Genomic DNA, 22,152 nt, shown 5'->3' on the forward strand with positions numbered 1-22,152 from the left:
TGTACTTTGCCGCTAAGGCTTGAAAAGACCAAGCCTAAGTGGCATAAGTAGAAAGGGATTTGAAAATGAGTGTATTGTGTGTACAGGATTTGAGTGTACAATTTCATGACAGACATGCCAAAGGAGAAACGGTAAGAGGTGTCACATTTACGGTGGAGCCAGGAGAAATTGTAGGGATTGTAGGAGAATCTGGTTCTGGAAAGAGTACCGCTATGCAAGCCATTTTAGGGCTTCTTCCTGAGCGGGCTGAAATCAGATGCCGGAAGCTGCTCCTTGAACAGGAAGATATCACACCCCCCTGTAACAGGAAATCCGGCAGGCAAGAGCAGAAAGCTTATGAAAAGAGAATGGAAAGAATCCGCGGAAAACATATTTCTATGGTATTTCAGGACCCACTGACCTATCTAAATCCTACGGTAAAAATCGGCAGGCAGATTACGGAAGTCATCCGTGTCCACAATAAAACATGCAGCCGGAATAAGGCAAAAGAGAGGGCGCTGGAGCTTTTAGATATGGTAGGAATCCGGCAGCCCGCCAGGAGGCTGACCCAGTATCCTTTTGAGTTGTCGGGTGGTATGCGGCAGAGAGTGGCAATTGCAATTGCACTTGCCTGTGAGCCGAAACTGTTAATTGCGGATGAGCCGACGACTGCTTTGGATGTTACCGTACAGGGGCAGATTCTTCAGCTTCTAAATAGAATTTCCAAAGAAACAGGAACTTCTGTTTTGTTTGTAAGTCATGACTTGGGTGTTATTGCATCTATATGCAGCCGGGTAATTGTGATGCAAAACGGAAAAATCATAGAAGAAGGTACTACAGAAGAGATTTTCTGGGAACCCCGGCAAAAATATACAAAAGAACTTATTGATAAAGCCTCTCAGCTGCAGGAACCCTCTGATAAGGGGGGGGGCCGGGAGCCGCTGCTTTCGGTAGAACATGCCTCAAAGCAGTATCTGGCTAAAAGCAGATGGAATTTAAGGGGAGACAAGTCAGCAGTGGAGGATGTTTCCTTCCATATTTGTAAAGGAGAAACTTTTGGATTGGTTGGAGAAAGCGGATGCGGAAAAACCACACTGGCCGGAATGATTACCGGAATGCATCAGCCTACGGGGGGCGGTATAATGTTTAAAGGCAAGCCTCTTGTACAGATGAACCGGCAGATTCAGATGGTATTTCAGGACCCATATGCATCCTTAAATCCCAGGATGACAATTCAAGAGACATTAGAGGAACCGCTTCTTATCAATACGAAATTGTCTATGGGGGAACGAAATCAAAAAATAAGAGAACTTTTAGAGATGGTCGGCCTTTCCTTAAAAGATGCGGGAAAATATCCCCGTGCATTCTCCGGAGGACAGCGCCAGCGTATTGGAATTGCAAGAGCACTGATACTGGAGCCAGAGCTGATTGTATGTGATGAGCCAGTATCTGCTCTGGATATTTCCACACAGGAGCAAATACTGGAGCTTCTGGAACAAATACAGAAGGAACGGCAAATTTCCACTTTGTTTATTTCTCATGATTTAAGTGTTGTAAAAAGAATCAGCCAAAGAATGGGAGTCATGTATGGCGGCCGTATTGTAGAGGTGGGAAATACTAGGAGCATTTATGAAGATCCCTGGCACCCGTACACAAAGACCCTTTTGTCAGCAATTTTGACACCCGATCCCAGGATAGCCAGAAAACGGCGGGGTATGTGGAAAGTGGAAGAGTTAAGAGGAGAGCAGGCTTCTGATACAGCCTGCCCCTTTGCCTCCAGATGCGGATATACTATGGAATGCTGCCATACCCAGAGACTGGAGACATATTCTTTTGAAGAACGGGAGATTGCCTGTTTCCTGTATTCACAAGAACATACCGGCAGAAGAAGTGATGACTACAAGATGAGTTCTCAGATATAAGGAAACAACCATCTTGCTAAGTTCGAAAGGCCCCCCTATTGGTAAACTTTCATTAAGCCAGCTGGTTGTGCTTTACTACTAGGTTGGAAAAAAACTCACTAAGTGAATATAAGTAAGGAGCGGAAGATGAAAAAAATATTAAGTGTTTTGTTGTCTGTTGTTCTGTTTGGAACCTGCATTTTGAGTGGGTGCGGAAGACAGGAGGAAACAGAAGAACAGAAGGAAATTGTGGTGGCAACAAATAGTGAAACCGGGGGACTGGACCCTGCGGGGATGATAGCTTTGACCTATCTTGCCTATTCTGTTGCTGCACTGGATGAATTGCTGACCTACAATGAAGCCGGTGAGATTGAATACCGGGCAGCGGAGTCTTATGAGGTAAATGATGATTCTACCATATGGACATTTCATCTGCGTAAAGATGCTATGTGGTCAGATGGAACTCCGGTGACGTCTGCTGACTTTCTCAATACGATGCTCAGAGCGCTGGACCCCAAAAGTGGAAATGGTTATGCAAATTATCTTTTTCCGATTCAGAATGCAGAAGCTATTTACAATGGAAAGGCCGATGCGGACAGTCTGGGCGTGAAGACACCGGATGACAATACCCTTATATTTATATTAGAGAAACCATGTGTGTATTTTCTGGATTTGCTGAGGCTTCCAGTCTATACTCCTTCCTGTGTGAAATACGCGGATGAGGTGGGAAGCGGATGGGATAAAAATCCATCTTCCAGCGTATCCAACGGTCCCTTTTATTTATCAGAGTATGTACCCGAACAGTACTTTGTATTAAAAAAGAACCCCCAATATTGGAATGCGGAGTCTATAAAGCTGGATCAGATTACTTACCGTTTTTTTGATAACCAGCAATCTATGGCAACTGCTTATGAAACCGGAGAGGTGGATGTTGCACCTTCTTTACAGTCCTCTGTAATGAAATTGTACGAAGGCCGGGATGACCTGGTGATTACTGATACAATAGCCACCAGATACATTTATCCGAACTTAAATGTAGAACCTCTGGATGATGTGCGGGTAAGAAAAGCGCTTAATCTTGCAATCAACCGGGAAGAGCTCTGCAAAGTCCTGGGAGAGGATACAGAGCCTGCCGTGAATTTTATTGCCAGATATATGAAGGATAAAAACACTGGAAATTATTTTGTAGACGAAGCAGAGCCTCCTTTTGAGGAGAATCTGGCTGAAGCAAAACAACTTCTGGCAGAGGCCGGATATCCAGACGGAGAAGGATTCCCCACCTTAACTTATAAATATCCTTCTTTAGAAATGGATTCCGATACGGCACAGGTTATTCAGGAGCAGCTGAAAAAGAATCTGAACATTTCCATTGAATTGAGTGCTCAGGAATTGCAGGTAAATTACACAGACCGGAGAGCAGGTGATTTCCAGCTATGCAGAATGAACTGGACGGCGGATTTTGCGGACCCTTATACTTATCTGTCCCTGCTTTTGTCCAACAGCACTTACAATTGCAGTGGTATTTCAAATGAAAAATATGATACACTTGTAGCACAGTCAGACGTAGAGACAGATCCGCTGAAGCGTGCCAAGTTAATGCATGAGGCAGAGTACCTGGCAGTGGGGGAGGAGTTTTATATCATTCCTTTATACTCTATGAAAAGCTGTAATTTGATTCGCCCTCAGATTACGGGAATCACACAGAATCCTGCTACTGGTGCATTAGAATACAGGTATGCAGATATAAATTAATCCAGATAGAAGAGGTAAGGAGACAGGCATGTTCCATGTTGTGACAGGAGGAAGCGGAAGCGGGAAATCTGCCTTTGCGGAAGAGATAATTTGCAAATACCATCGGGAATCTATAGCAGATGGTTCAGCGGGAAATTTAATATATGTGGCTACTATGATTCCTTATGGTGAAGAGACTATGCAAAAAATCCACCGCCACCAGATGATGAGAGAGAAAAAAGGGTTTTTTACCATGGAGTGTTATACAGGATTGGAAAGACTGAGTAAATCAGTTTTTTTTCAAAAAGATCCTGAGAAGCCCTGTATCTTATTAGAGTGCATGTCTAATTTGACAGCCAATGAAATATATGAGCCGGATGGAGCCGGGATACATGCCGCAGAAAAAATTCTGCAGGGAATTAAAGATTTAAAGCAGATGAGCTGTCATCTGGTAATCGTGACAAATGAAGTCTGCTCAGATTCTGCAGAGGATTCGAAAGAAATGAAATTTTACAAACAGGTACTTTCGAAAGTCAACCGGGATATGGCAGAGATGGCAGATAGGGTAACAGAAGTCGTGTATGGAATCCCTGTTACGGTCAAAGGGAAATCATTCAGGAACATGAAAGAAGGAGCGGCAGGAAAAGAGATGGGCCAGAAAGAAACCCTGAGAATGGTGGTAGGCGGCGCTTACCAGGGAAAGCGTAAGTTTGCTGAAAAACTATATGGAAACCTGCACTGGGTAAACGGTGAAAGCTGTCCTCTGGAAGAAGTTTACACCTGTGAAGGAATTTATCATTTTGAGAAATATATTAGAAGGATGCTGAAGGAAGGCAGAGAGTTTAAAGGACTGGCAGATTCCATTGCACGGAATAACCCGGGGCTGGTAATTCTAGTGGATGAGATTGGCTGTGGATTGGTTCCTGCGGATGCGTTTGAGCGGAAGTTCAGGGAACAGGCCGGCCGTATTTGTACAGAACTGGCAGAGCGCTCCCTTCGGGTGGACAGGGTAGTGTGTGGTGTGGGAATACCATTAAAAAATGAGGAGAAGAGAATATGAATCATATAGAATTAGAAAAGGTACTGCCAGAGGAAATTGAGGCCAGGAGCTTCGAACTCATTACAGAAGAATTGGGAGACACTCCGTTGATTCCAGGAACAGAAGCGATTGTAAAAAGATGTATTCACACCAGTGCAGATTTTGATTATGCCCAAAATCTTGTATTCACGGAGAATGCAGTAGAGCGCGCACTGAATGCCTTGAAAAACGGAGCCTCTATTGTTACAGACACACAAATGGGAAAAGCCGGAATTAGTAAGAAGACACTGGCGCAGTACGGCGGAGAAGTTTACTGCTTCATGTCCGATGAGGATGTGGCACAGACAGCGAAAGAGCAGGGAACTACCCGTGCCGCCGCCAGCATGGATAAGGCGGCTGCCTTAGATAAAAACCTGATTTTTGCTGTAGGGAATGCCCCTACCGCTCTGGTCAGGCTTTATGAACTGGTACAGGAAGGAAAACTGAAACCGGAACTAATCATTGCAGTGCCGGTTGGGTTTGTAAATGTTGTTCAGTCAAAAGAACTAATACTAGACCTGGAAGAAATACCGTCGATTGTAGCAAAAGGAAGAAAAGGCGGAAGCAACATTGCGGCGTGCATCTGTAATGCACTGTTGTATATGCTGTAATTTCATCCATGAAAATTATCTAGATAAATTTGGAATATTTTTTGAGAGGTGAGTCGGTTGGAAAAAGCATATTTTCCCATGTTTGTGGATATATCAGAAATGAAGATTGTAGCTGTCGGGGGCGGGAAGATTGCCTCCAGGCGGGTAGCGGTACTTACACAGTTTGCCGGGAGTATTACTGTCATAGCCCCGGAAACTACAGAGTCCCTAAAAGAACTTGAATCGGCCGGAAAAATCCATTGTGTGCGCAGAGGTTATAAAGAAGCGGACATTAGGGAGGCCGACATGGTCCTGGCAGCTACAAATAACAAACAATTGAACCACCGCATTTTAACAGATTGCAGGGAAGAGGAACAAAAAAGCGGCAGAAAAATTCTGATTAATGTAGCGGACGATAGAAGCCTGTGCGACTTCTATTTTCCGTCAGTCATAACGAGAGATGAGATTGTCATAGGTATAAATTCCAGCGGGAACAATCCTGGCAAGGTAAAACAGCTGCGGGAGAAACTAGAAGGAGAACTTTAAATGCCGAATTGTTATGCACAGGCAAACCACATCATTCATTCAGTGAAAAAATCATATCCCGAATCCTGAAAATAAGAAATTCTTTCTTGCTTTTGCATAACATGAGCAGTATAATAATTACGTGGTGCAGATATAGTTCATTGGTAGAATGCCAGCTTCCCAAGCTGGAGAGGCGGGTTCGATTCCCGTTATCTGCTTTGTGTTTGAAGTGCTATGTGCCGTATTTACTGGGTGCACAGCACTTTTTTAATCCTGTAAAACATAAAAGGGGGCAAACTATATTATCTTTGCATTATCCCCGGAAATCTCCTGGGAATCAGCCCAAACCCCAGAATGGAAAATGAAAAGCACCAAATATTGAAATAGCCCATATAGTGAAAAGAGGACGATAAAGCCAGGAGTGTATTTATGAGATTTTCATTATCTTTATCTGGAGGGGGTGCAAGAGGCGCAGTCCATGTAGGTGTCTTAAAAGCGCTGGAGGAAGAGGGGCTTAAACCGGCTGCTCTATCTGGAACAAGTGCCGGGGCCTTTGTAGCTGCTTTATATGCCTATGGAATATCGGTGGAAGAGCTGGAACAATGGGTACATTGGCTTGCCAGAAATGGAATGTGGTATGTGGATGTGGATTTTGGGGGCATACTCAAGTTAATTGCACAGGTATTTTTTAAAAAGGAAATCATGTTATCAGGTCTCATCAAAGGGAAGAAATTAGAAGGGCTCATCTGTGGGATTATTGGTGATATCCAAATAGAAGAGATTCCCAAAAAACTGATTATACCAGCGGTGGATTTGAATACTGGGAAGACCATTGTTTTCGCGAACAGAATCCAGGAAAAGGGAGAGATTGGAAAAGAAATACAGTGGGAGACAAGGGGAAGACTGTGTAAAATCGTCCGGGCAAGTGCTTCGGTTCCGGGAATATTTCAGCCAGTAGAGTGGAATCCGTATTATCTTGTCGATGGAGGTATTACACATAATCTTCCGGTAGATCTACTGGCAGAGATTGGAGAAGATAATATTTTAGCCGTAAGTGCGGGAATCATGTATAAAAAGCCGAAAGACAGGTCGATCGTAGAGGTGCTGACCCACTCTTTTTCAATTATGGGGGAAACTTTAAAGGAATGTACTTCTAACCAGGAGCGTTTTTTGCTGAAGCCGGAACTTCCAGAGGAAGCCGGATTATTAAGCTTTGAATATATGACAGAATGCATGAGCTTGGGATATGAAGAGACTAAGGAGAGAATGCCTCAAATTAAGAAAGCATTAGGTGTCCCGATTTGAAGAACGGCTTATGAGTGAGACTTGTTGTCTTTGCGGTTGTGTTTGAAGTGCTGTGTACCTGTTTTGCAAGGTCCACAGCACTTTTTTTCTTTTATGAAATATAAAGAGCAGCTTAAATCCAGTTTGTTTTGCGGGGAAATTAATTTATGAGGATGGCTTGACTTTATTTCCCGTTATTGGTTATTAAAAAAATTCTGGTCTTTTAATAAAAAACTGGTTTATCTACACCGGAAATGACTTTCACATTATACATATCTGCATAGCAGGTTCTTTGTACTGTTTCCTTGGCGCGAGTCGTTATATAATAATCACTAAGTTGAAATAATGGACGCTCGTCAGCTAAATTATCAATGAGTAGTATAATGCTTTCATTATTTTCCTGTCCCAGTTTTACAAGTATGGATTTAAGTTGGCTTGTATACTGCTCTATAATTGTATCATTTAATTTATCATCATCCAAATTTAAATACAGTATCAGCTCTACTTTACCAGTATTGTTATATTTCCGGCAGAAATCACGGAGGATATATTCTGTTAGAGAATAATCCGCCTCAAAGTCGGGAAATAAAAGGTAAATAGGTTTTGTTTTTTTATAGTTAAGCAATGGAACATCCGTTACTGCCTCATCGTAAAATTGTTCAATAAATTCATCAATGCTCTTGGTGAACATCATTTTGTTTTCCTGTAACTTTTTGGGGCTCCAAAGCCACCACGATATTTTTAAAAGTTTTTCAATTTGTTCTTCGGTAAAACGGAACTTAATAACTTTTGCAGGATTGCCCCCGACAATTGCGTAAGGAGGCACATCACTTACAACATGCGAATTTGCAGCAATAACGGCACCATTATGTATAGTTACTCCGCTCATGATTGTGGATCCGCTGCCAATCCAAACATCATTTTGAATAATAATTTGATTATTCTGCCTCAATACATTTTCTATAGTAATACCATTTAGAAACGAACATACTCCAGTTGTTACATGCTTATAATCATGATTGAGGGAAAGAAGAAATTTGATTTTATCAGCAAATGAACAATATTTTCCAATATGAAAATTATGCGCAATCCGTTCAGTATCGAAATCTATACCGCTTTGAATCTCACTTGACACGATATATGAATCTTGATCAATAATTGCTATCGGAAAAGGTGGTCTGTCTCTATCTATGACAGCAGATACGGTCCTAATATCTGTAATCTGATACGGCAGTGCGGAAAAGTTTATTATCATTTTTACTACTCCTTGACAGCTCTCTATTTCTATTTTTTCTAAGAAATCTCTTTTAAACTTTATATTCTCAGAATTATTCAAATATTCAGAAACATCGCATATACTGTTTTGAATCTAATGAAGTGATAAGTCCTTGGAGAGGGACTATAAATACTACTACTATATGATACGGGGAAGATGTATATGGGAGAAAATATCTTTTATATTAATACAGATGAATGTAAGCGTCCTAAAATGCAGGATTCTCTGTTAGCAAGCCGAATAGAAATTGCAGAAGCACACTGCCCTCGGACGACAGCAGAAGTAACACTGGTAGTAGTTGCGTATAACAGAGTGGAAAAAACAAAAAGATGTGTTGAGAGTATTCTGAAATATACAAAAGACATTGATTACAATCTTATACTTATTGATAATGGGTCTGAAGATGATACACTGGAATATTATAAATCCGTAATATTCGAAAAAAAGAAAATTATAAAAATATCGAAGAATATAGGCGGCATGATGCCATTTACCTACATTGATTTTCAAGATATCGGGGAATACATGGTATTCATTGCAAATGACCTTGTGATGACTGCAAACTGGCTCAAGAATTTACTGATTTGTGCCAAATCGGATAGAAGCATAGGGATGGTTGCACCTCTGGCCTCTAACTGCAGTAATTTCCAAAGTTATAATCTGGGGTTTGCTTCTGAAAAGGAGATGCAGGAGAAGGCGGCCATGTTTAATCAAAGTGAACCAAAAAAATGGCAAGAAAGGCTAAGACTTATTACACTTGCCCCACTGTTTAAAAAAGAAGTGTTATTTGCTATAGGGTTTCCGGTATTTGATCCTGCGTTTTTTCATGATTTTGCTGATGATGATGTAACATTCCGGGTACGACGCATGGGGTATAAAGCGATACTTGCGGGAGACACCTGGATACATCATGATCATTGTTTTCAAATAGGAGAGGACAAAGATATTGAAGAGTTTCAGAAATCTTTAGTTACAGGGCGCCATGCCTTTCGGGAAAAGTGGAATGGAATCGATGCGTGGGATGATGTAAACAACTTCTATTTCGATGTTTTGCCTTATATTTCTTCACCTAAAGCAAAGACCCCCAAAATCCTGGGAATAGATATACGCAGTGGTACACCAGCTCTTGATATCAAGAATCATCTGAAAAATTATGAAATATGGAATGCCGAAATATCTGCCTTTACGCAGCAAGAACGTTACATGGAGGATTTGCATACAATCAGTTCCGGCATTGTGGCATGTGACAGGGAAGAATTTATAAAAGATTATTTTTCGGAAGGTTTTTTTCATTATGTTGTGATTGGAAAACCGATTAATCAGTATCACGAACCGCAGAAAGTGATGCGGGATGCATTTTCAATGACCGAAAGGGGCGGACTGATTATTTTGACTTTGTTAAATTCTTTTGGTATAAGGGAATTTTTAAATATACTTGGAAAGAGAGAGAGTTATAATCCTCAAATTTCTTTGAATATTCCGCTGGAAGTTTTATATAAAGAACTTCAAAAAACAGGAGAAGTTAAATTCTGCCATCCAAGGAGGGCAGGAGTGTCTCAAGAAGAGATGAATATTCTGAAAACCTTGTTGTCAGGCTGTACTGCGGGAGAAGCAGAAATGCAAATATGTCTGTCCCGCTTAGTGGTATCAGAATTTGTGATAGGGATTGAGAAAAAATAGGAAAGAAGGTTATGGGGATGTTGTAAAATGCAAATATCTCGAAGAAGGATACTAGATTTTGAAATTGTTTTATCTGCAATCTTAAAATCTAGTATGTGCTCTCTAGGAGACAAAGGTTTTGCAACATCCTCATAACAAGTTCATTTTGATATTATCATTGGGTTTTTCATATATTCAGCGAAGCTCATAAGCTGTAAATCTCTGGCAGAAAGAAGGGCACTGTTCAGATTAACCGGCCACTGGATACCGATTTCAGGATCATCGAACCGAATTCCGGTATCAGTTTGTTTGTCGTAGGCGCCATCACACTGATATAACATCAGAGAGTTGCTCTCTAATGAAGCAAAGCCGTGGGCAAACCCCCGTGGAACATATAAAGCCAGATGATTTTTAGCACTTAGTTCAAATCCCTGCCATTTTTTAAATGTGGGGCTCTGTGGACGCAAATCAACAATGACATCATAAACTCTGCCATGTGGTACACTGACCAGTTTTGCCTGTGGCTTATGAATCTGAAAATGCAGTCCCCGGATTATATTTTCAGCAGAAATTGAGACAAAGGTTTCGCTCAGACAAAAATCAATTCCGCTGTCATGATAAATATCTTTTTCAAAGCATTTGGTAAAGCCGCCGCGGGAATCCCCAACTGAAAAATTATTAATTAGATATGAACCTTCCAAATTCAATTCTTTAAACTCAAAGCCTGCCATAATTACTCTTGTTCCTGAATCCATTTTATTGTGTTTCTTATTCCTTGTGCAAAATCCACAGAAGGAACAAAACCAGTGTCATTCTTAACAGCTTCTATATCAAATTCCTTATAGCTCAGAGATATACCGGTAAATGGAAGTTCTCCCAAGCCGATTTTAATATTGGGATTTACCTGATCCCTCATTTCGCATAAAAAGTCCTTTAACGGTCTGGGTGACAGACTGCCAATATAATAAGTACGGTTTGCAATACCTTTTCCGGCCACGGCAACAAATGCCTTTGCAGCATCTGTTATATAGATGAAGTCATAAATCTGGCTGCCGGCTGAAAATGCGCAGTGTTCACCATGGAGCAGTTTTCGCAGACTGGTATTGATTAATCTTGGATTACGTTCTCCAGGACCATATATGTTAGAAATCACTGTACGGATATAGCTAATTCCTAAAGAACCGGCAATAGTGCGCGCTATGTAATTTGCCGCAAGCTTGGCACTGCAATATAATGTATTAACACCCGGTGTATCATCTTCTTTCATGAACGTTTCGATTTCATATTCCATAATACTGGAGGCAAACACAAAACGTTTGCAGTTCATAGCAGCACATGCGCAGACAGTATCACAAGTGTATTGGATATTATTCATCTGAATCTGAGAATCTCCCCGCAGAGGACCTGCACTTCCGATCCATGCAAGATGATATAATGTATCTGCATCCCGGTCCGGGATAACCTCTTCCAAATGCCTAAAGTTTTGCAATTCGCAGTACACGATTCTTATACCAGGTAAGTTTTGAATATTGTCAATACAGGCATATTTGCTACGGACAACTGCAATTACCTGGATTCCTTGTGAAGATAATTCTTTACACAATGCGGAACCAATAAACCCATTAGCTCCTGTAACAATTACTTTTTTCATTTTTGCACCGCCCCGATTATTGTCTTAGCCATATAGTCAATCATCTCATCTGTCATCCCCGGATAGACTCCTACCCAGAAAGTATGATTCATAACATATTCTGTGTTATTCAGACTGCCCACCGTACGGTAAGCTTCTGTATTACGAATTTGGTCAAAGCAGGGATGTTTGATAAGATTACCGCTGAACAGTAACCGGGTTTGAATATTGTGGCCTTCCAGATATTTTGTCACATCATTCCGGCTCAATCCACTTTCAGGCCTCACACTAATTAAAAAGCCGAACCAGGACGGAAGGCTGTTTTCGGCGGGGGCAGGCAAAATAAGTTGATCCTGAATATCCCCTAGTGCATTGTACAGCCTTTTCCAGTTGTGGCGGCGATGCTCAATGAAAGATGGAAATTTTTTTAACTGCTCACAGCCAATGGCTGCCTGCATATCTGTTACTTTCAGGTTATATCCAAAGTGGCTGTAGACATATTTGTGATCATATCCGTGAGGAAGTTCTCCATATTGACCATCAAAACGATGACCGCAGAAATTATCATGTCCGGAGGGACAGATACAGTCACGGCCCCAGTCACGGAAAGACAAAATCAGACGGTGCAGCATGGGATTGTCAGTATAGACACAGCCTCCTTCTCCCATTGTCATATGGTGGGGAGGGTAAAAGCTGCTGGTACCGATGTCCCCCCATGTACCAGTAAATCGGGTTTCCCCGTTTATTGTATATTGGGAACCTAATGCATCACAGTTATCCTCAATCAGCCATAGATTATGCTTATCACAGAAAGCCTTTACCGCAGAAAGGTCAAATGGATTCCCCAGAGTATGAGCAATCATGACTGCCTTCGTTTTTTCAGAAAGAGCCGCCTCCAGTTTTGTTACATCAATATTGTATTGGGGAATCGTTACATCAACAAATACAGGAACCGCCCCATACTGTATGATAGGAGTGACTGTTGTAGGAAAACCACAGGCTACAGTGATGACCTCATCCCCGCGCCTGATCTGCCGTTCGTTCAACTCAGGCGCTGTCAATACCATAAAGGCAATCAGATTAGCTGAAGAACCACTATTAACCAGATGTGCATATTTTACCCCCAGCCATTCTGCAAATTCCTTTTCGAACCGGTCTGCAAAACGGCCTGTAGTCAGCCAGAAATCCAGTACTGAATCAGTCAGTGCACACATTTCTTTTTCATCAAATACACGCCCTGCATATGCAATGTGTCTGCCCTCTTGATAGAGGGTCTCTTTCTTCTTGAAGTCATGGTAATATTCAGTAATCAAATCTTTAATTTGTTTACGAGCTTCTGTCTCGTTTTTCCAACGGCTCATTTTATTTCCTCCCGCAGACTCATTCAATATTATTCAAGTACGCCTCCCTTATGCACGCCCTGCACACCCGCCGGAGGCTTTACCTGGGTTTTATCTGCAACCCGGATAAATTGCTCTATCTGTTTATCCATACATGCTCTTATATCTCCATCTGCAATCCAGCATTTACTCCATTCAATTACCATATCAATGGCAGTATCCAGATTCCAGCGGGGGTTCCAGCCAAATATATCCTTTAGCTTAGAACAATCCAGCTTCAAAAGGCCGGCCTCATGAGGACCGCCGTCATATACATTTAACCAGTTGAGTCCTCCTCCCCATTTGCTGACGAAAAGATTAACCAAAGCTCCGGTTTGAAAACAATCTACATCATCTGGCCCCACGTTGTAATATCCTGCATATTCTGGATTTTCATATTGCATGGCTGCAATCATCAGATAGACATACAGCGGCTCCAGAACATGCTGATATGGACGGGTGGAGAAGGGGTTTCTTACAATGATATCTTCATGATTTGCGGCTGCACGGACGCAGTCAGGGATGATACGGTCAGCGGCAAAATCCCCTCCGCCGATAACATTACCTGCTCTGGCTGTGGAAATTGTTGTACGTTCATCTTTAAAGAAACTATTTTTATAAGAATGGGTTACCAGTTCTGAACAGGACTTGGAGTTAGAATAGGGGTCATAGCCATCCAGTGTATCATCTTCACGATATCCCCATACCCATTCTTTATTAAGGTAAACTTTATCCGTGGTGATATTCAGAAAGGACTTTACACAAGTGCTGTTACGTATACATTCCAGAATATTGACGGTTCCCATCACATTTGTTTCATAGGTATAAGACGGATTCTTGTAGCTGTCTCTTACGAGAGGCTGTGCTGCCAGATGCAGGATGATTTCGGGCTGTGCTTTGTCAAATGTCTGTTTCAGGGATTGATAATCGCGGATATCGCCAATTACTGAATGAATGTCAGAGGCGATTCGGGCAATTTCAAACAGAGAGGGTGAAGTGGGCGACTCTAAGGAATAACCGGTAACATCTGCTCCTGCGTTCACCAGCATTTTACAAAGCCAAGAGCCTTTAAACCCTGTGTGCCCTGTCAAAAATACTCTTTTATTTTTATAAAATGAAAAGTTAAATTCCATTACTCCTCCCATAATTTCCAGGGTGCGTTGCCGGAAGCCCATAATTTCTCTAATTGCTGTTTTTCCCGCAGCGTATCCATACATTGCCAATGGCCTTTGTGTGCATATGCCATTAACTGTTTATCTTTTACCAGGTGATTCATTGGATCTTTTTCGAATATAGTATTATCTCCGTCGATGTAATCAAAAAGCTGGGGTTCAAATACCATAAATCCAATATTAATTAAATCACCATCTGAAGTTGACTTCTCACGGAAAGCATCCACTGTTCCATTTTTATTAACATCCAGGACCCCTTTATTTTGTCCAAAGTTATATACCGATACTGTGCCGGTTTTCCCATGAGTATTGTGGTATTCCAATAACCTGGCAATATTTACATTACCTACTGCGTCACCATATGTAAGCATAAAAGTGTTGTTACCGATAAATTCTTTGATGCGTTTTATTCTTCCGCCAGTTTGAGTATTCAGACCTGTATCGACGATTGTGACCTTCCATGGTTCAATATGCTTGTTATGAATGATAATCTCATTATCTTTTGTAAAATCAAATGTAACATCAGAAGTATGCAAAAAATAGTCAGCAAACCATTTTTTGATTGCATGCTGTTTATACCCAGCACAAATGATAAAATCATAAAATCCATAGTAGGAATAAATCTTCATAATATGCCAGAGTATTGGCATACCGCCAATTTCTATCAGTGGTTTGGGAGTGAATTGAGATTCTTCAGAAATACGGGTTCCAAAACCGCCTGCTAAAATAACTACTTTCATTATATGTGATTTCCTTTCTGCTAGAACTGATGCATGATCGTTGGATTGGGGGCATTTTTCTTCTGCTGGATTACTGAGATACCTCCTAAAATAAGTATATTATGAATAAAACTGGGGTATTACGGAAACTCACGTTTTCATGTATTGGGTGAAGATAACAGAGGTGTTATCATGGGATAGATGAAATATTTTTGAAGGAATAAGAGAGAAGCAGAGGCGTATAATGTCCGTATGGATTAAAAAAGAGCAATTAAAAAGCGCCTTACCTTATCGGGACAGGGCGCTATTTTGTGTTTTAAAATTACTGTGTAACCATTCTAAGTCAGCCGGTTACGGATTGCTGTCAGAATGTCTTTGATTTCCTTTGATTTTGAGAAAATCTGATACTCCGGTTCGCGGATATCATTCAAATAATGTGCATCTGAACTGCTTATAATGTTGCATTGTAAGAAGTAAGGGTGTTCTTTTTGTATCCGGTGCAGATTCTTTAAATCGTGAAACTCAGCACAGGTAAAGGTACTGTCCGGCGGCACAAATCCTAAGTTGGATAAGATACTGGAAGAACTTTTATCCACATGCGCCGGGTAAGCAACTCCATGATAAGAAGACACGAGGGAAAATACATCATCAAAGGATATATCTGTAGCGCTGATTAGCAGATTATCGACGGTTCCAACCACTTCATCCTGTTCATCCATAATCTGCTGTCTGCCGAAGATTTCCTCCTTATTTTTTACAGGAAGCATATGCTCATAAACATAAGCATCAAAGGAAAGTGCGTCTGCCAAAGAGGCAAACAAACAGACCACATGTACTTCTTCTGCAGTACACAGCTCCATTCCAGGAATCACTGTGATACCGTAATTTTGTCCGTGGTATAGGGCCGCGGGGCAGTTTTTACAGCTATTATGGTCGGTCAGGGCAATGACATCCAATCCTTTTACCGCAGCCATTCCCACAATATTAGCCGGGGTCATATCCTCATCCCCGCATGGGGAAAGGCAGGAATGGATATGGAGGTCATAGTATAATCCGGTCATCATTTTCCAGCTTCATAAACTTTCAGAGCGATATCGAAAACAGGAAGCTCTGTGGCAAGAACTGCAATTCCTTCTTTTTCGGCCTGCATAAGAGTTCCCTCGTCCAAAGTAACTCCCTCTGCTAAAATGAGACAGGCAATGTCAGCCAGTGCTGCAACAGCCAGTGTATTTTTATTCCCCATCACAGTTACCCATACACCGTCCGCGGGAGCTTTGCTCATTGCAATACTGAGCAGGTCGCAACAGAAGACTTTAGACACTTCACGCTGTGGGTTTCCCTCTATTAATACCTTGCAATCCGGTAAATCTAAAACACTCTGTAATTTCATAGCATTACCTTCCCTTCTTATTCTGCTGTTCCGGTACACCAAATGCATCCAGCTCTGTTGTAAGCTTATGAACATATTCCCGGAGCAGCTTTGCATTCTCGTCCTCAAGATCACAGGAACGGGCGGCGGCCTTGGAGAGGAAATCAATCTCTTTGGAAAGACTTGCAATATGCTCACGCAGAACATAGATACAGTCATTACTGGTGGCTGCCCCCCTTACAATATCTTCGGCGAGAGTCTGGCAGGTGGGTGCTCCGCAGGAACCGCAATCCAGCCCCGGAAACTTCTTTGTCAGCTCCTCCACAGTGCTCATCATCTCTAAACTTTCTTTGAAAGTATTACCCAATCGGAATACCGGTTCATATTGGATTCCGTCATCCCAACCGATATTTTCCAGTTCAGGGTGGGCAGACAGATGGCTCTGTGACACGGGCTGATAACGCTGAAGACGCTTGGTCTTGGTTGTGGCTACATAGGCATTTTCCACAGTAAGAGTGCCGCCCACGCAGCCGCCGTTGCAGGCACCCAATTCGATAAATTTGAGGCCGTGTATTTTTTCATCTTCAATCTCTTCAAGAACACGCATAATATTTATAATACCGTCGGCAGCAAGATAGCTGTCAATTAAAAGGCCCCCTACTTCCCCACCTGAGTTGCCCCAGCCGAGCCCGATACGCCCGGACTTGGAAAGAGGTTTGAGATGGCTTTCGTCCCGGCTCATATGAGGGAGGAGCAGCGGATAAATATCTTTGATTGCTACTACGTTATCAACACTGCTTTTTTCAATTCCAAGGGGTGCCTTGACATAAGAAACTTTGGAGGGGCAAGGCGATATGAAGATAATCCCTATATCCTCTGAAGGGAGCCCTGTCTCTGCAATTGCCCGTGCTCTGGCAATCTCAGCGGCAACTTCTACCGGAGGTTTTATAGGCAGAAGTTTGGAAAGGAGTGAAGGAAACTTCACGCGAATCAGCCGTATCACAGAGGGACAGGCAGAGCTGATAAACGGCCCTTCATCCGCATGGGCTTTCATGTATTCCCTGGAGGCTTCGGAAACTAATTCTGCGGCGGCGCTGACTTCATAAACATCATCAAATCCTAGTTTAAGCAGGGCATTCAATACAATATCTACATTGGTGAGATTGTTATACTGCGCATAGAGTGATGGTGCAGGGAGCGCTACCGTGTATTTGTAACGGTTTAGTACATTTAAAGAATCATAGATTGGAATTTTGGCATGATGGGGGCAGTAGCGGATACACCGGCCGCAATCTATACAAAATTTATCTATAATATGAGCTTTCCCATTATGTACCCGGATGGCCTGGGTGGGGCAGTATTTAATACAATTAATACAGCCCTGGCAGGCCTCCGTCTTCAAACGGACAGAACGCATAAATTTATCCATGATGGCTCCTTTCTGTCATGTTATTTCAGAAAAAACGGAAATTATAACAGGTGTACTTTCATAGTAACTGTAGTCCCCACGCCCAGCTCGGACTCTATCTGAAATTCATCGGAATACTTTTTCATATTAGGAAGCCCCATCCCGGCGCCAAAGCCAAGGGAGCGGACTTCTTCCGGGGCCGTAGAATATCCCTCCTGCATGGCCTTAGAAATGTCAGCAATTCCAGGACCTTTGTCAGCGAGTACCATAATGATTTCCTCATTGGAAATGGTGACAGTGATTTCGCCGCCGTCGGCGTGAATCACCATATTAATCTCGCCTTCATACATGGAGATTGCAACCTTTCGGATGGCCTGGTTATCAACACCGAGCATCTTCAGCTTATTCTTAATATCACTGCTGGCTTCTCCGGCACGTGTGAAATCATCTCCTGATATGGAATAGGTAAATATTAACTGTTCTTCCATTTAAACACCTCCTCTAAGTCCATGTTCATAGAGGATACCGCATGTAGTAAACATGAAATGACCGGTAGAAAGAATTACCATTCCTTTTCCCTGTGCAAGTGCCACAATATGCTCATCCGGCATTTTGCCATGTACAAAGATAACACAGGCAATATCCAGCATCTCCGCAGTCCTTACAACCTGAGGATTGCACAAACCGGTAATTAACACTGAGCATTGTTCCGCAAAAGCAAGGACATCGCTCATCATATCGGCTGAAAAGGCAAACGTTGTATCCAAATCCAATAATTCTTCTCCGAATAAAATATCGGCATCCAGCAGTTTCTGAATTTCCTTTATTGTCATAGGCCCTCCCGTAGAAAAGTGTTTATGTAAGGTAAAAACTTGCATTTAGTATAGCATTTGGGCAGGCAAAAAGCAATGTTCACAATTATGCCAAACTTATAAAAAACAAGAAAAAAAGGAAATGGAATAGGTTAAATTTTAGAAAAATTTTTCCGAATTTGAGAAAGATATCAGCAAAAACCAACAAATATACAAATAAATAATGCTGGAAAATAGTCATATATCATGATATCATAATGTAAATTATAGATAAAATAAAAAATGGAGGTCAAGTGATGCTCGCAAAGAAGGAGACAGTTCCGTTCTCAGGAACAAAGGAACAAGAAGAATCATTATTAAAAGTGATATCTGAGCTGAAAGATGAAAAAGGTGCAATGATGCCAATCTTACAAAAAGCCCAGGATATCTACGGCTACCTTCCAATAGAGGTACAAACGATAATTTCCAATGAAACAGGAATCCCTCTGGAAAAGATTTACGGTGTAGCAACATTTTATTCACAATTCACATTAAGCCCTAAGGGAAAATACCAGATTTCCGTCTGTCTTGGAACCGCCTGTTATGTAAAAGGCTCGGGAGATATTTACAATGCATTGATGGAAAAGCTTGGGATTGTAGGCGGAGAGTGCACACCGGACGGGAAGTTTTCCCTGGATGCCTGCCGCTGTGTAGGGGCCTGTGGGTTGGCACCGGTCCTGATGGTAAACGGCGAGGTGTACGGCCGCCTGTCAGTAGATGATATTGATGATGTCTTAGCAAAATACGAATAGCTATGATGCCGGAAATATCGCTGAACATATTGGATGTGGCTGAAAATTCTGTATGTGCAGGAGCATCACTTATTGAAATAAGGGTTTCTGTGCTGAAGTCAGCGGACACGCTGACTGTTGTCATCAAGGATAACGGCTGTGGTATGTCTGCAGAACAGGTAGAAAAGGTGCAGGACCCATTTTACACAACTAGGACTACGAGAAGAGTAGGTTTGGGAGTGCCTTTTTTCAAACAAGCTGCAGAAAGTACGGGAGGAAGCTTTTCCATTGTGTCAGAGCTGGGAAAAGGAACAGTTGTAAAAGCTGTTTTTAAATTATCACATATAGACAGAATGCCGCTGGGTGATATAAATACAACAATCTATACGCTGGTTGTTTTTAATGAAAAGATTCATTTTATCTATACATATCAATATGACGAGAATGAATTTGTGTTGGATACCCGGGAAATCCGGGAGATATTAGGGGAAGATATTTCGTTCTCCAATCCGGAAGTTTCAGGGTTCATTAAAGAATATCTCAAATCCAATAAAGAGGAAACAGACCAGGGGGCGGATATATAGGAAGGAAAGAACCATGCTGCTAAGTTCGAAAGAACCTCATTAAGTAGTATAAGCAGTGGGAAGAGGATAGGAATGGAGGAAATATATGAAATCTCTTGAAGAATTACGCGCAATCAGAGAAAAAATGCAGGGAAAAGTCGGAGTCCGCGCAGAAAATGAAGACCAGACCAGAGTGATTGTAGGAATGGCAACCTGTGGTATTGCAAGTGGTGCAAGACCGGTTCTGACCGCTCTTTCAGATGCAGTCCAGGAACAGGGACTTTTAAATATTAATGTGACCCAGACAGGCTGTATCGGGCTGTGTCAGTATGAGCCGATTATTGAGGTTATGGAACCAGGCAAGGAGAAAGTTACATATGTAAAAATGACTCCTGAAAAAGCGATGGAAGTATTGAGAATGCATTTGCTGGATGGCCAGGTGGTGACAAAATACACATTAGGCGCTGCAAAAAAGAGTGCTGAATAAGAAAAAGGAGGCAAATGATTATGTATCGTTCGCATGTTTTGGTTTGTGGTGGAACAGGCTGTACTTCCTCCGGAAGCCAGAGGATTATAAATAAGCTGGAAAAAGAGATTAAAGCACAGGAGCTGCAGGAAGAAGTCGGCGTTGTAAAAACCGGTTGTTTCGGATTATGTGCCCTGGGTCCTATTATGATAGTTTATCCGGAAGGCTCGTTTTATTCCATGGTTCAGGAAGAAGACATCCCGGAAATTGTATCAGAGCATCTGCTAAAAGGAAGGGTTGTAAAACGTCTTCTTTACGATGAAACAACAAAGACAGACGATATTCTCCCACTGAATGAGACGAACTTCTACAAAAAGCAGAGAAGAGTTGCACTGCGCAACTGTGGTGTTATCAATCCGGAGAATATTGAGGAGTACATAGGGACAGGCGGTTATGAAGCATTGGGAGTCGTGCTGACAGAAAAGACACCGGAGGATGTTATTCAGATTCTTTTGGACAGTGGTCTGAGAGGAAGAGGGGGCGCCGGATTTCCCACGGGATTGAAGTGGAAATTTGCGGCAGCAAATGATGCAGAGCAGAAGTATGTATGCTGTAATGCGGATGAAGGTGATCCGGGAGCATTTATGGACCGTTCCGTATTGGAAGGTGATCCTCATGTTGTTCTGGAAGCAATGACAATTGCAGGTTATGCCATCGGTGCATCCCAGGGTTACATCTATGTACGTGCAGAGTATCCAATCGCAGTAAAGCGTCTGGAAATTGCAATAGACCAGGCAAGAGAATACGGTCTGCTTGGAAAAAATATTTTTGGAAGCGGCTTTGATTTTGATATTGAACTGAGACTTGGCGCAGGTGCCTTTGTCTGTGGAGAAGAGACAGCGCTTATGACCTCCATCGAAGGAAATAGAGGAGAACCGAGACCCCGTCCGCCGTTCCCCGCAGTAAAGGGATTATTCCAGAGACCTACCATTTTGAACAATGTTGAAACTTATGCAAATATTCCTCAGATTATTGTGAACGGCCCGGAGTGGTTTGCGTCTATGGGTACGGAGAAGTCAAAAGGAACGAAAGTATTTGCTCTTGGCGGTAAGATTAACAATACAGGTCTGGTGGAGATTCCAATGGGAACCACACTGCGGGAGATTGTTGAAGAAATCGGCGGCGGTGTTCCTGACGGCAAGAAGTTCAAAGCTGCACAGACGGGAGGTCCATCCGGTGGATGTATCCCGGCTGAGCATTTTGATGTGCCCATCGATTATGATAACCTGCTTGCCATCGGCTCCATGATGGGGTCAGGCGGTCTGATTGTTATGGACGAAGACAACTGTATGGTAGACATTGCAAAATTCTTCCTGGAATTTACAGTAGATGAATCCTGCGGTAAGTGCACACCGTGCCGTATTGGTACAAGACGTATGCTGGAGATTCTGGAAAAAATCACGAAAGGCCAGGCAACGATGGCCGATTTGGATAAACTGGAAGAACTGTGTTATCATCTGAAATCCAATTCTCTGTGTGCTTTGGGGCAGACAGCACCTAACCCGGTACTTTCTACTCTCCGTTATTTCAGAGATGAATATGTTGCACATATCACCGATAAGAGATGCCCGTCAGGGGTATGTAAAGACTTGCTCCAGTACAAGATTGATGCAGACAAATGTAAGGGATGTACTTTATGTGCAAGAGTCTGTCCGGCAGATGCAATTACCGGCAGCGTAAAAGAAATACACATGATAAATCCGGAAAAATGTGTCAAGTGCGGTGCCTGTATGGAAAAATGCCGTTTCGGTGCAATTTACAAAGAGTAATGGAGGATAGAA

22 protein-coding genes and 1 tRNA gene are annotated in these 22,152 nt (G+C 42.2%); 12 read left to right on the top strand and 11 right to left on the bottom strand.

Features of this window, described 5'->3' with window-relative positions:
* Window positions 1-65 precede the first annotated feature (65 nt).
* The 7 genes from A8805_RS01690 to A8805_RS01720 all read left to right on the top strand — a co-directional run bounded on the left by A8805_RS01690 (window position 66) and on the right by A8805_RS01720 (window position 7,109).
* Window positions 66-1,901, top strand: coding sequence for an ABC transporter ATP-binding protein (locus A8805_RS01690; RefSeq protein WP_109708467.1), 1,836 nt, complete (start codon window positions 66-68; stop codon window positions 1,899-1,901).
* Window positions 1,902-2,027: 126 nt separating this feature from the next.
* Window positions 2,028-3,632: a peptide ABC transporter substrate-binding protein gene (locus tag A8805_RS01695; protein WP_109708468.1), complete on the top strand. Its 1,605-nt coding sequence runs from the start codon at window positions 2,028-2,030 to the stop codon at window positions 3,630-3,632.
* 28 nt (window positions 3,633-3,660) lie between these two features.
* On the top strand, window positions 3,661-4,671 hold the full coding sequence (locus A8805_RS01700) for a bifunctional adenosylcobinamide kinase/adenosylcobinamide-phosphate guanylyltransferase (RefSeq protein ID WP_109708469.1): 1,011 nt from the start codon (window positions 3,661-3,663) through the stop codon (window positions 4,669-4,671).
* Window positions 4,668-5,300, top strand: coding sequence for a precorrin-8X methylmutase (locus A8805_RS01705; RefSeq protein ID WP_109708470.1), 633 nt, complete (start codon window positions 4,668-4,670; stop codon window positions 5,298-5,300). Before A8805_RS01700 ends, A8805_RS01705 begins: the two co-directional genes overlap by 4 nt.
* 57 nt (window positions 5,301-5,357) lie before the next feature.
* Complete coding sequence (locus A8805_RS01710) at window positions 5,358-5,825, top strand: precorrin-2 dehydrogenase/sirohydrochlorin ferrochelatase family protein (RefSeq protein ID WP_330405676.1); 468 nt, start codon at window positions 5,358-5,360, stop codon at window positions 5,823-5,825.
* A 126-nt stretch (window positions 5,826-5,951) separates the two neighbouring features.
* A tRNA-Gly gene (locus A8805_RS01715) sits at window positions 5,952-6,022 on the top strand.
* 211 nt (window positions 6,023-6,233) lie between these two features.
* Window positions 6,234-7,109 carry a patatin-like phospholipase family protein gene (locus A8805_RS01720; protein ID WP_109708471.1) on the top strand — a complete coding sequence of 292 codons (876 nt, stop codon included), beginning with the start codon at window positions 6,234-6,236 and terminating at the stop codon, window positions 7,107-7,109.
* Between the two features lie 202 nt (window positions 7,110-7,311).
* On the opposite strand, the gene A8805_RS01725 is transcribed toward A8805_RS01720, so the two are convergent.
* Window positions 7,312-8,343 carry a CatB-related O-acetyltransferase gene (locus A8805_RS01725; RefSeq protein ID WP_109708472.1) on the bottom strand — a complete coding sequence of 344 codons (1,032 nt, stop codon included), beginning with the start codon at window positions 8,341-8,343 and terminating at the stop codon, window positions 7,312-7,314.
* 183 nt (window positions 8,344-8,526) lie between these two features.
* Here A8805_RS01725 and A8805_RS01730 point away from each other — a divergent pair, with 183 nt between their 5' ends.
* A complete protein-coding gene (locus A8805_RS01730) occupies window positions 8,527-10,044 on the top strand; it encodes a glycosyltransferase family 2 protein (RefSeq protein ID WP_181392711.1) in 1,518 nt (505 codons plus the stop codon).
* Window positions 10,045-10,184: 140 nt separating this feature from the next.
* Here the strand turns inward: A8805_RS01730 and rfbC are convergent, their stop codons facing one another.
* From rfbC to A8805_RS01780, 10 genes are all read right to left on the bottom strand, one after another.
* Window positions 10,185-10,778: a dTDP-4-dehydrorhamnose 3,5-epimerase gene (gene rfbC, locus A8805_RS01735; protein WP_109708474.1), complete on the bottom strand. Its 594-nt coding sequence runs from the start codon at window positions 10,776-10,778 to the stop codon at window positions 10,185-10,187.
* Window positions 10,757-11,674, bottom strand: a complete 918-nt coding sequence (locus A8805_RS01740) for an NAD-dependent epimerase/dehydratase family protein (RefSeq protein ID WP_109708475.1) — start codon at window positions 11,672-11,674, stop codon at window positions 10,757-10,759. The genes rfbC and A8805_RS01740 overlap by 22 nt, the downstream gene beginning before the upstream one ends.
* Window positions 11,671-13,014, bottom strand: coding sequence for a lipopolysaccharide biosynthesis protein RfbH (rfbH, locus tag A8805_RS01745; protein WP_109708476.1), 1,344 nt, complete (start codon window positions 13,012-13,014; stop codon window positions 11,671-11,673). The genes A8805_RS01740 and rfbH overlap by 4 nt, the downstream gene beginning before the upstream one ends.
* Window positions 13,015-13,043: 29 nt before the next feature.
* Window positions 13,044-14,177 carry a CDP-glucose 4,6-dehydratase gene (rfbG, locus tag A8805_RS01750; RefSeq protein WP_109708477.1) on the bottom strand — a complete coding sequence of 378 codons (1,134 nt, stop codon included), beginning with the start codon at window positions 14,175-14,177 and terminating at the stop codon, window positions 13,044-13,046.
* Window positions 14,165-14,944, bottom strand: coding sequence for a glucose-1-phosphate cytidylyltransferase (gene rfbF, locus A8805_RS01755; RefSeq protein WP_109708478.1), 780 nt, complete (start codon window positions 14,942-14,944; stop codon window positions 14,165-14,167). The genes rfbG and rfbF overlap by 13 nt, the downstream gene beginning before the upstream one ends.
* 317 nt (window positions 14,945-15,261) lie before the next feature.
* A complete protein-coding gene (locus A8805_RS01760) occupies window positions 15,262-15,984 on the bottom strand; it encodes a PHP domain-containing protein (protein ID WP_109708795.1) in 723 nt (240 codons plus the stop codon).
* Window positions 15,984-16,313, bottom strand: coding sequence for a DRTGG domain-containing protein (locus tag A8805_RS01765; protein ID WP_109708479.1), 330 nt, complete (start codon window positions 16,311-16,313; stop codon window positions 15,984-15,986). Before A8805_RS01765 ends, A8805_RS01760 begins: the two co-directional genes overlap by 1 nt.
* Window positions 16,314-16,317: 4 nt before the next feature.
* Window positions 16,318-17,721: a [Fe-Fe] hydrogenase large subunit C-terminal domain-containing protein gene (locus tag A8805_RS01770; RefSeq protein WP_109708480.1), complete on the bottom strand. Its 1,404-nt coding sequence runs from the start codon at window positions 17,719-17,721 to the stop codon at window positions 16,318-16,320.
* 41 nt (window positions 17,722-17,762) lie between these two features.
* Entirely contained in the window at window positions 17,763-18,188 is a 426-nt protein-coding gene (locus A8805_RS01775) for an ATP-binding protein (RefSeq protein ID WP_109708481.1), read from the bottom strand.
* A complete protein-coding gene (locus A8805_RS01780) occupies window positions 18,189-18,533 on the bottom strand; it encodes a DRTGG domain-containing protein (RefSeq protein ID WP_109708482.1) in 345 nt (114 codons plus the stop codon).
* Window positions 18,534-18,808: 275 nt separating this feature from the next.
* Here A8805_RS01780 and A8805_RS01785 point away from each other — a divergent pair, with 275 nt between their 5' ends.
* The 4 genes from A8805_RS01785 (at window position 18,809) to nuoF (ending at window position 22,140) form a co-directional block, all read left to right on the top strand.
* Complete coding sequence (locus A8805_RS01785) at window positions 18,809-19,303, top strand: complex I 24 kDa subunit family protein (RefSeq protein WP_109708483.1); 495 nt, start codon at window positions 18,809-18,811, stop codon at window positions 19,301-19,303.
* Between the two features lie 2 nt (window positions 19,304-19,305).
* A complete protein-coding gene (locus A8805_RS01790) occupies window positions 19,306-19,866 on the top strand; it encodes an ATP-binding protein (protein WP_109708484.1) in 561 nt (186 codons plus the stop codon).
* A gap of 85 nt (window positions 19,867-19,951) precedes the next feature.
* Window positions 19,952-20,332, top strand: coding sequence for a (2Fe-2S) ferredoxin domain-containing protein (locus tag A8805_RS01795; RefSeq protein WP_109708485.1), 381 nt, complete (start codon window positions 19,952-19,954; stop codon window positions 20,330-20,332).
* Between the two features lie 20 nt (window positions 20,333-20,352).
* Complete coding sequence (nuoF, locus tag A8805_RS01800) at window positions 20,353-22,140, top strand: NADH-quinone oxidoreductase subunit NuoF (protein ID WP_109708486.1); 1,788 nt, start codon at window positions 20,353-20,355, stop codon at window positions 22,138-22,140.
* Window positions 22,141-22,152: the final 12 nt, after the last annotated feature.

Source organism: Faecalicatena contorta (genome assembly GCF_003149105.1).
GTDB classification, from domain to species: Bacteria; Bacillota; Clostridia; order Lachnospirales; family Lachnospiraceae; genus Muricomes; species Muricomes contortus_C.

Coding starts and splice junctions, on each gene's coding strand:
- A8805_RS01790 (WP_109708484.1), top strand. CDS start 19,306: ATGATGCCGGAAATATCGCTGAACATATTGGATGTGGCTGAAAATTCT.
- rfbC (WP_109708474.1), bottom strand. CDS start 10,778: ATGGATTCAGGAACAAGAGTAATTATGGCAGGCTTTGAGTTTAAAGAA.
- A8805_RS01795 (WP_109708485.1), top strand. CDS start 19,952: ATGAAATCTCTTGAAGAATTACGCGCAATCAGAGAAAAAATGCAGGGA.
- rfbG (WP_109708477.1), bottom strand. CDS start 14,177: ATGGGAGGAGTAATGGAATTTAACTTTTCATTTTATAAAAATAAAAGA.
- A8805_RS01785 (WP_109708483.1), top strand. CDS start 18,809: ATGCTCGCAAAGAAGGAGACAGTTCCGTTCTCAGGAACAAAGGAACAA.
- A8805_RS01690 (WP_109708467.1), top strand. CDS start 66: ATGAGTGTATTGTGTGTACAGGATTTGAGTGTACAATTTCATGACAGA.
- rfbH (WP_109708476.1), bottom strand. CDS start 13,014: ATGAGCCGTTGGAAAAACGAGACAGAAGCTCGTAAACAAATTAAAGAT.
- A8805_RS01740 (WP_109708475.1), bottom strand. CDS start 11,674: ATGAAAAAAGTAATTGTTACAGGAGCTAATGGGTTTATTGGTTCCGCA.
- A8805_RS01695 (WP_109708468.1), top strand. CDS start 2,028: ATGAAAAAAATATTAAGTGTTTTGTTGTCTGTTGTTCTGTTTGGAACC.
- A8805_RS01760 (WP_109708795.1), bottom strand. CDS start 15,984: ATGACCGGATTATACTATGACCTCCATATCCATTCCTGCCTTTCCCCA.
- A8805_RS01770 (WP_109708480.1), bottom strand. CDS start 17,721: ATGGATAAATTTATGCGTTCTGTCCGTTTGAAGACGGAGGCCTGCCAG.
- A8805_RS01775 (WP_109708481.1), bottom strand. CDS start 18,188: ATGGAAGAACAGTTAATATTTACCTATTCCATATCAGGAGATGATTTC.
- A8805_RS01725 (WP_109708472.1), bottom strand. CDS start 8,343: ATGATAATAAACTTTTCCGCACTGCCGTATCAGATTACAGATATTAGG.
- A8805_RS01765 (WP_109708479.1), bottom strand. CDS start 16,313: ATGAAATTACAGAGTGTTTTAGATTTACCGGATTGCAAGGTATTAATA.
- A8805_RS01705 (WP_109708470.1), top strand. CDS start 4,668: ATGAATCATATAGAATTAGAAAAGGTACTGCCAGAGGAAATTGAGGCC.
- A8805_RS01720 (WP_109708471.1), top strand. CDS start 6,234: ATGAGATTTTCATTATCTTTATCTGGAGGGGGTGCAAGAGGCGCAGTC.
- nuoF (WP_109708486.1), top strand. CDS start 20,353: ATGTATCGTTCGCATGTTTTGGTTTGTGGTGGAACAGGCTGTACTTCC.
- A8805_RS01730 (WP_181392711.1), top strand. CDS start 8,527: ATGGGAGAAAATATCTTTTATATTAATACAGATGAATGTAAGCGTCCT.
- rfbF (WP_109708478.1), bottom strand. CDS start 14,944: ATGAAAGTAGTTATTTTAGCAGGCGGTTTTGGAACCCGTATTTCTGAA.
- A8805_RS01780 (WP_109708482.1), bottom strand. CDS start 18,533: ATGACAATAAAGGAAATTCAGAAACTGCTGGATGCCGATATTTTATTC.
- A8805_RS01700 (WP_109708469.1), top strand. CDS start 3,661: ATGTTCCATGTTGTGACAGGAGGAAGCGGAAGCGGGAAATCTGCCTTT.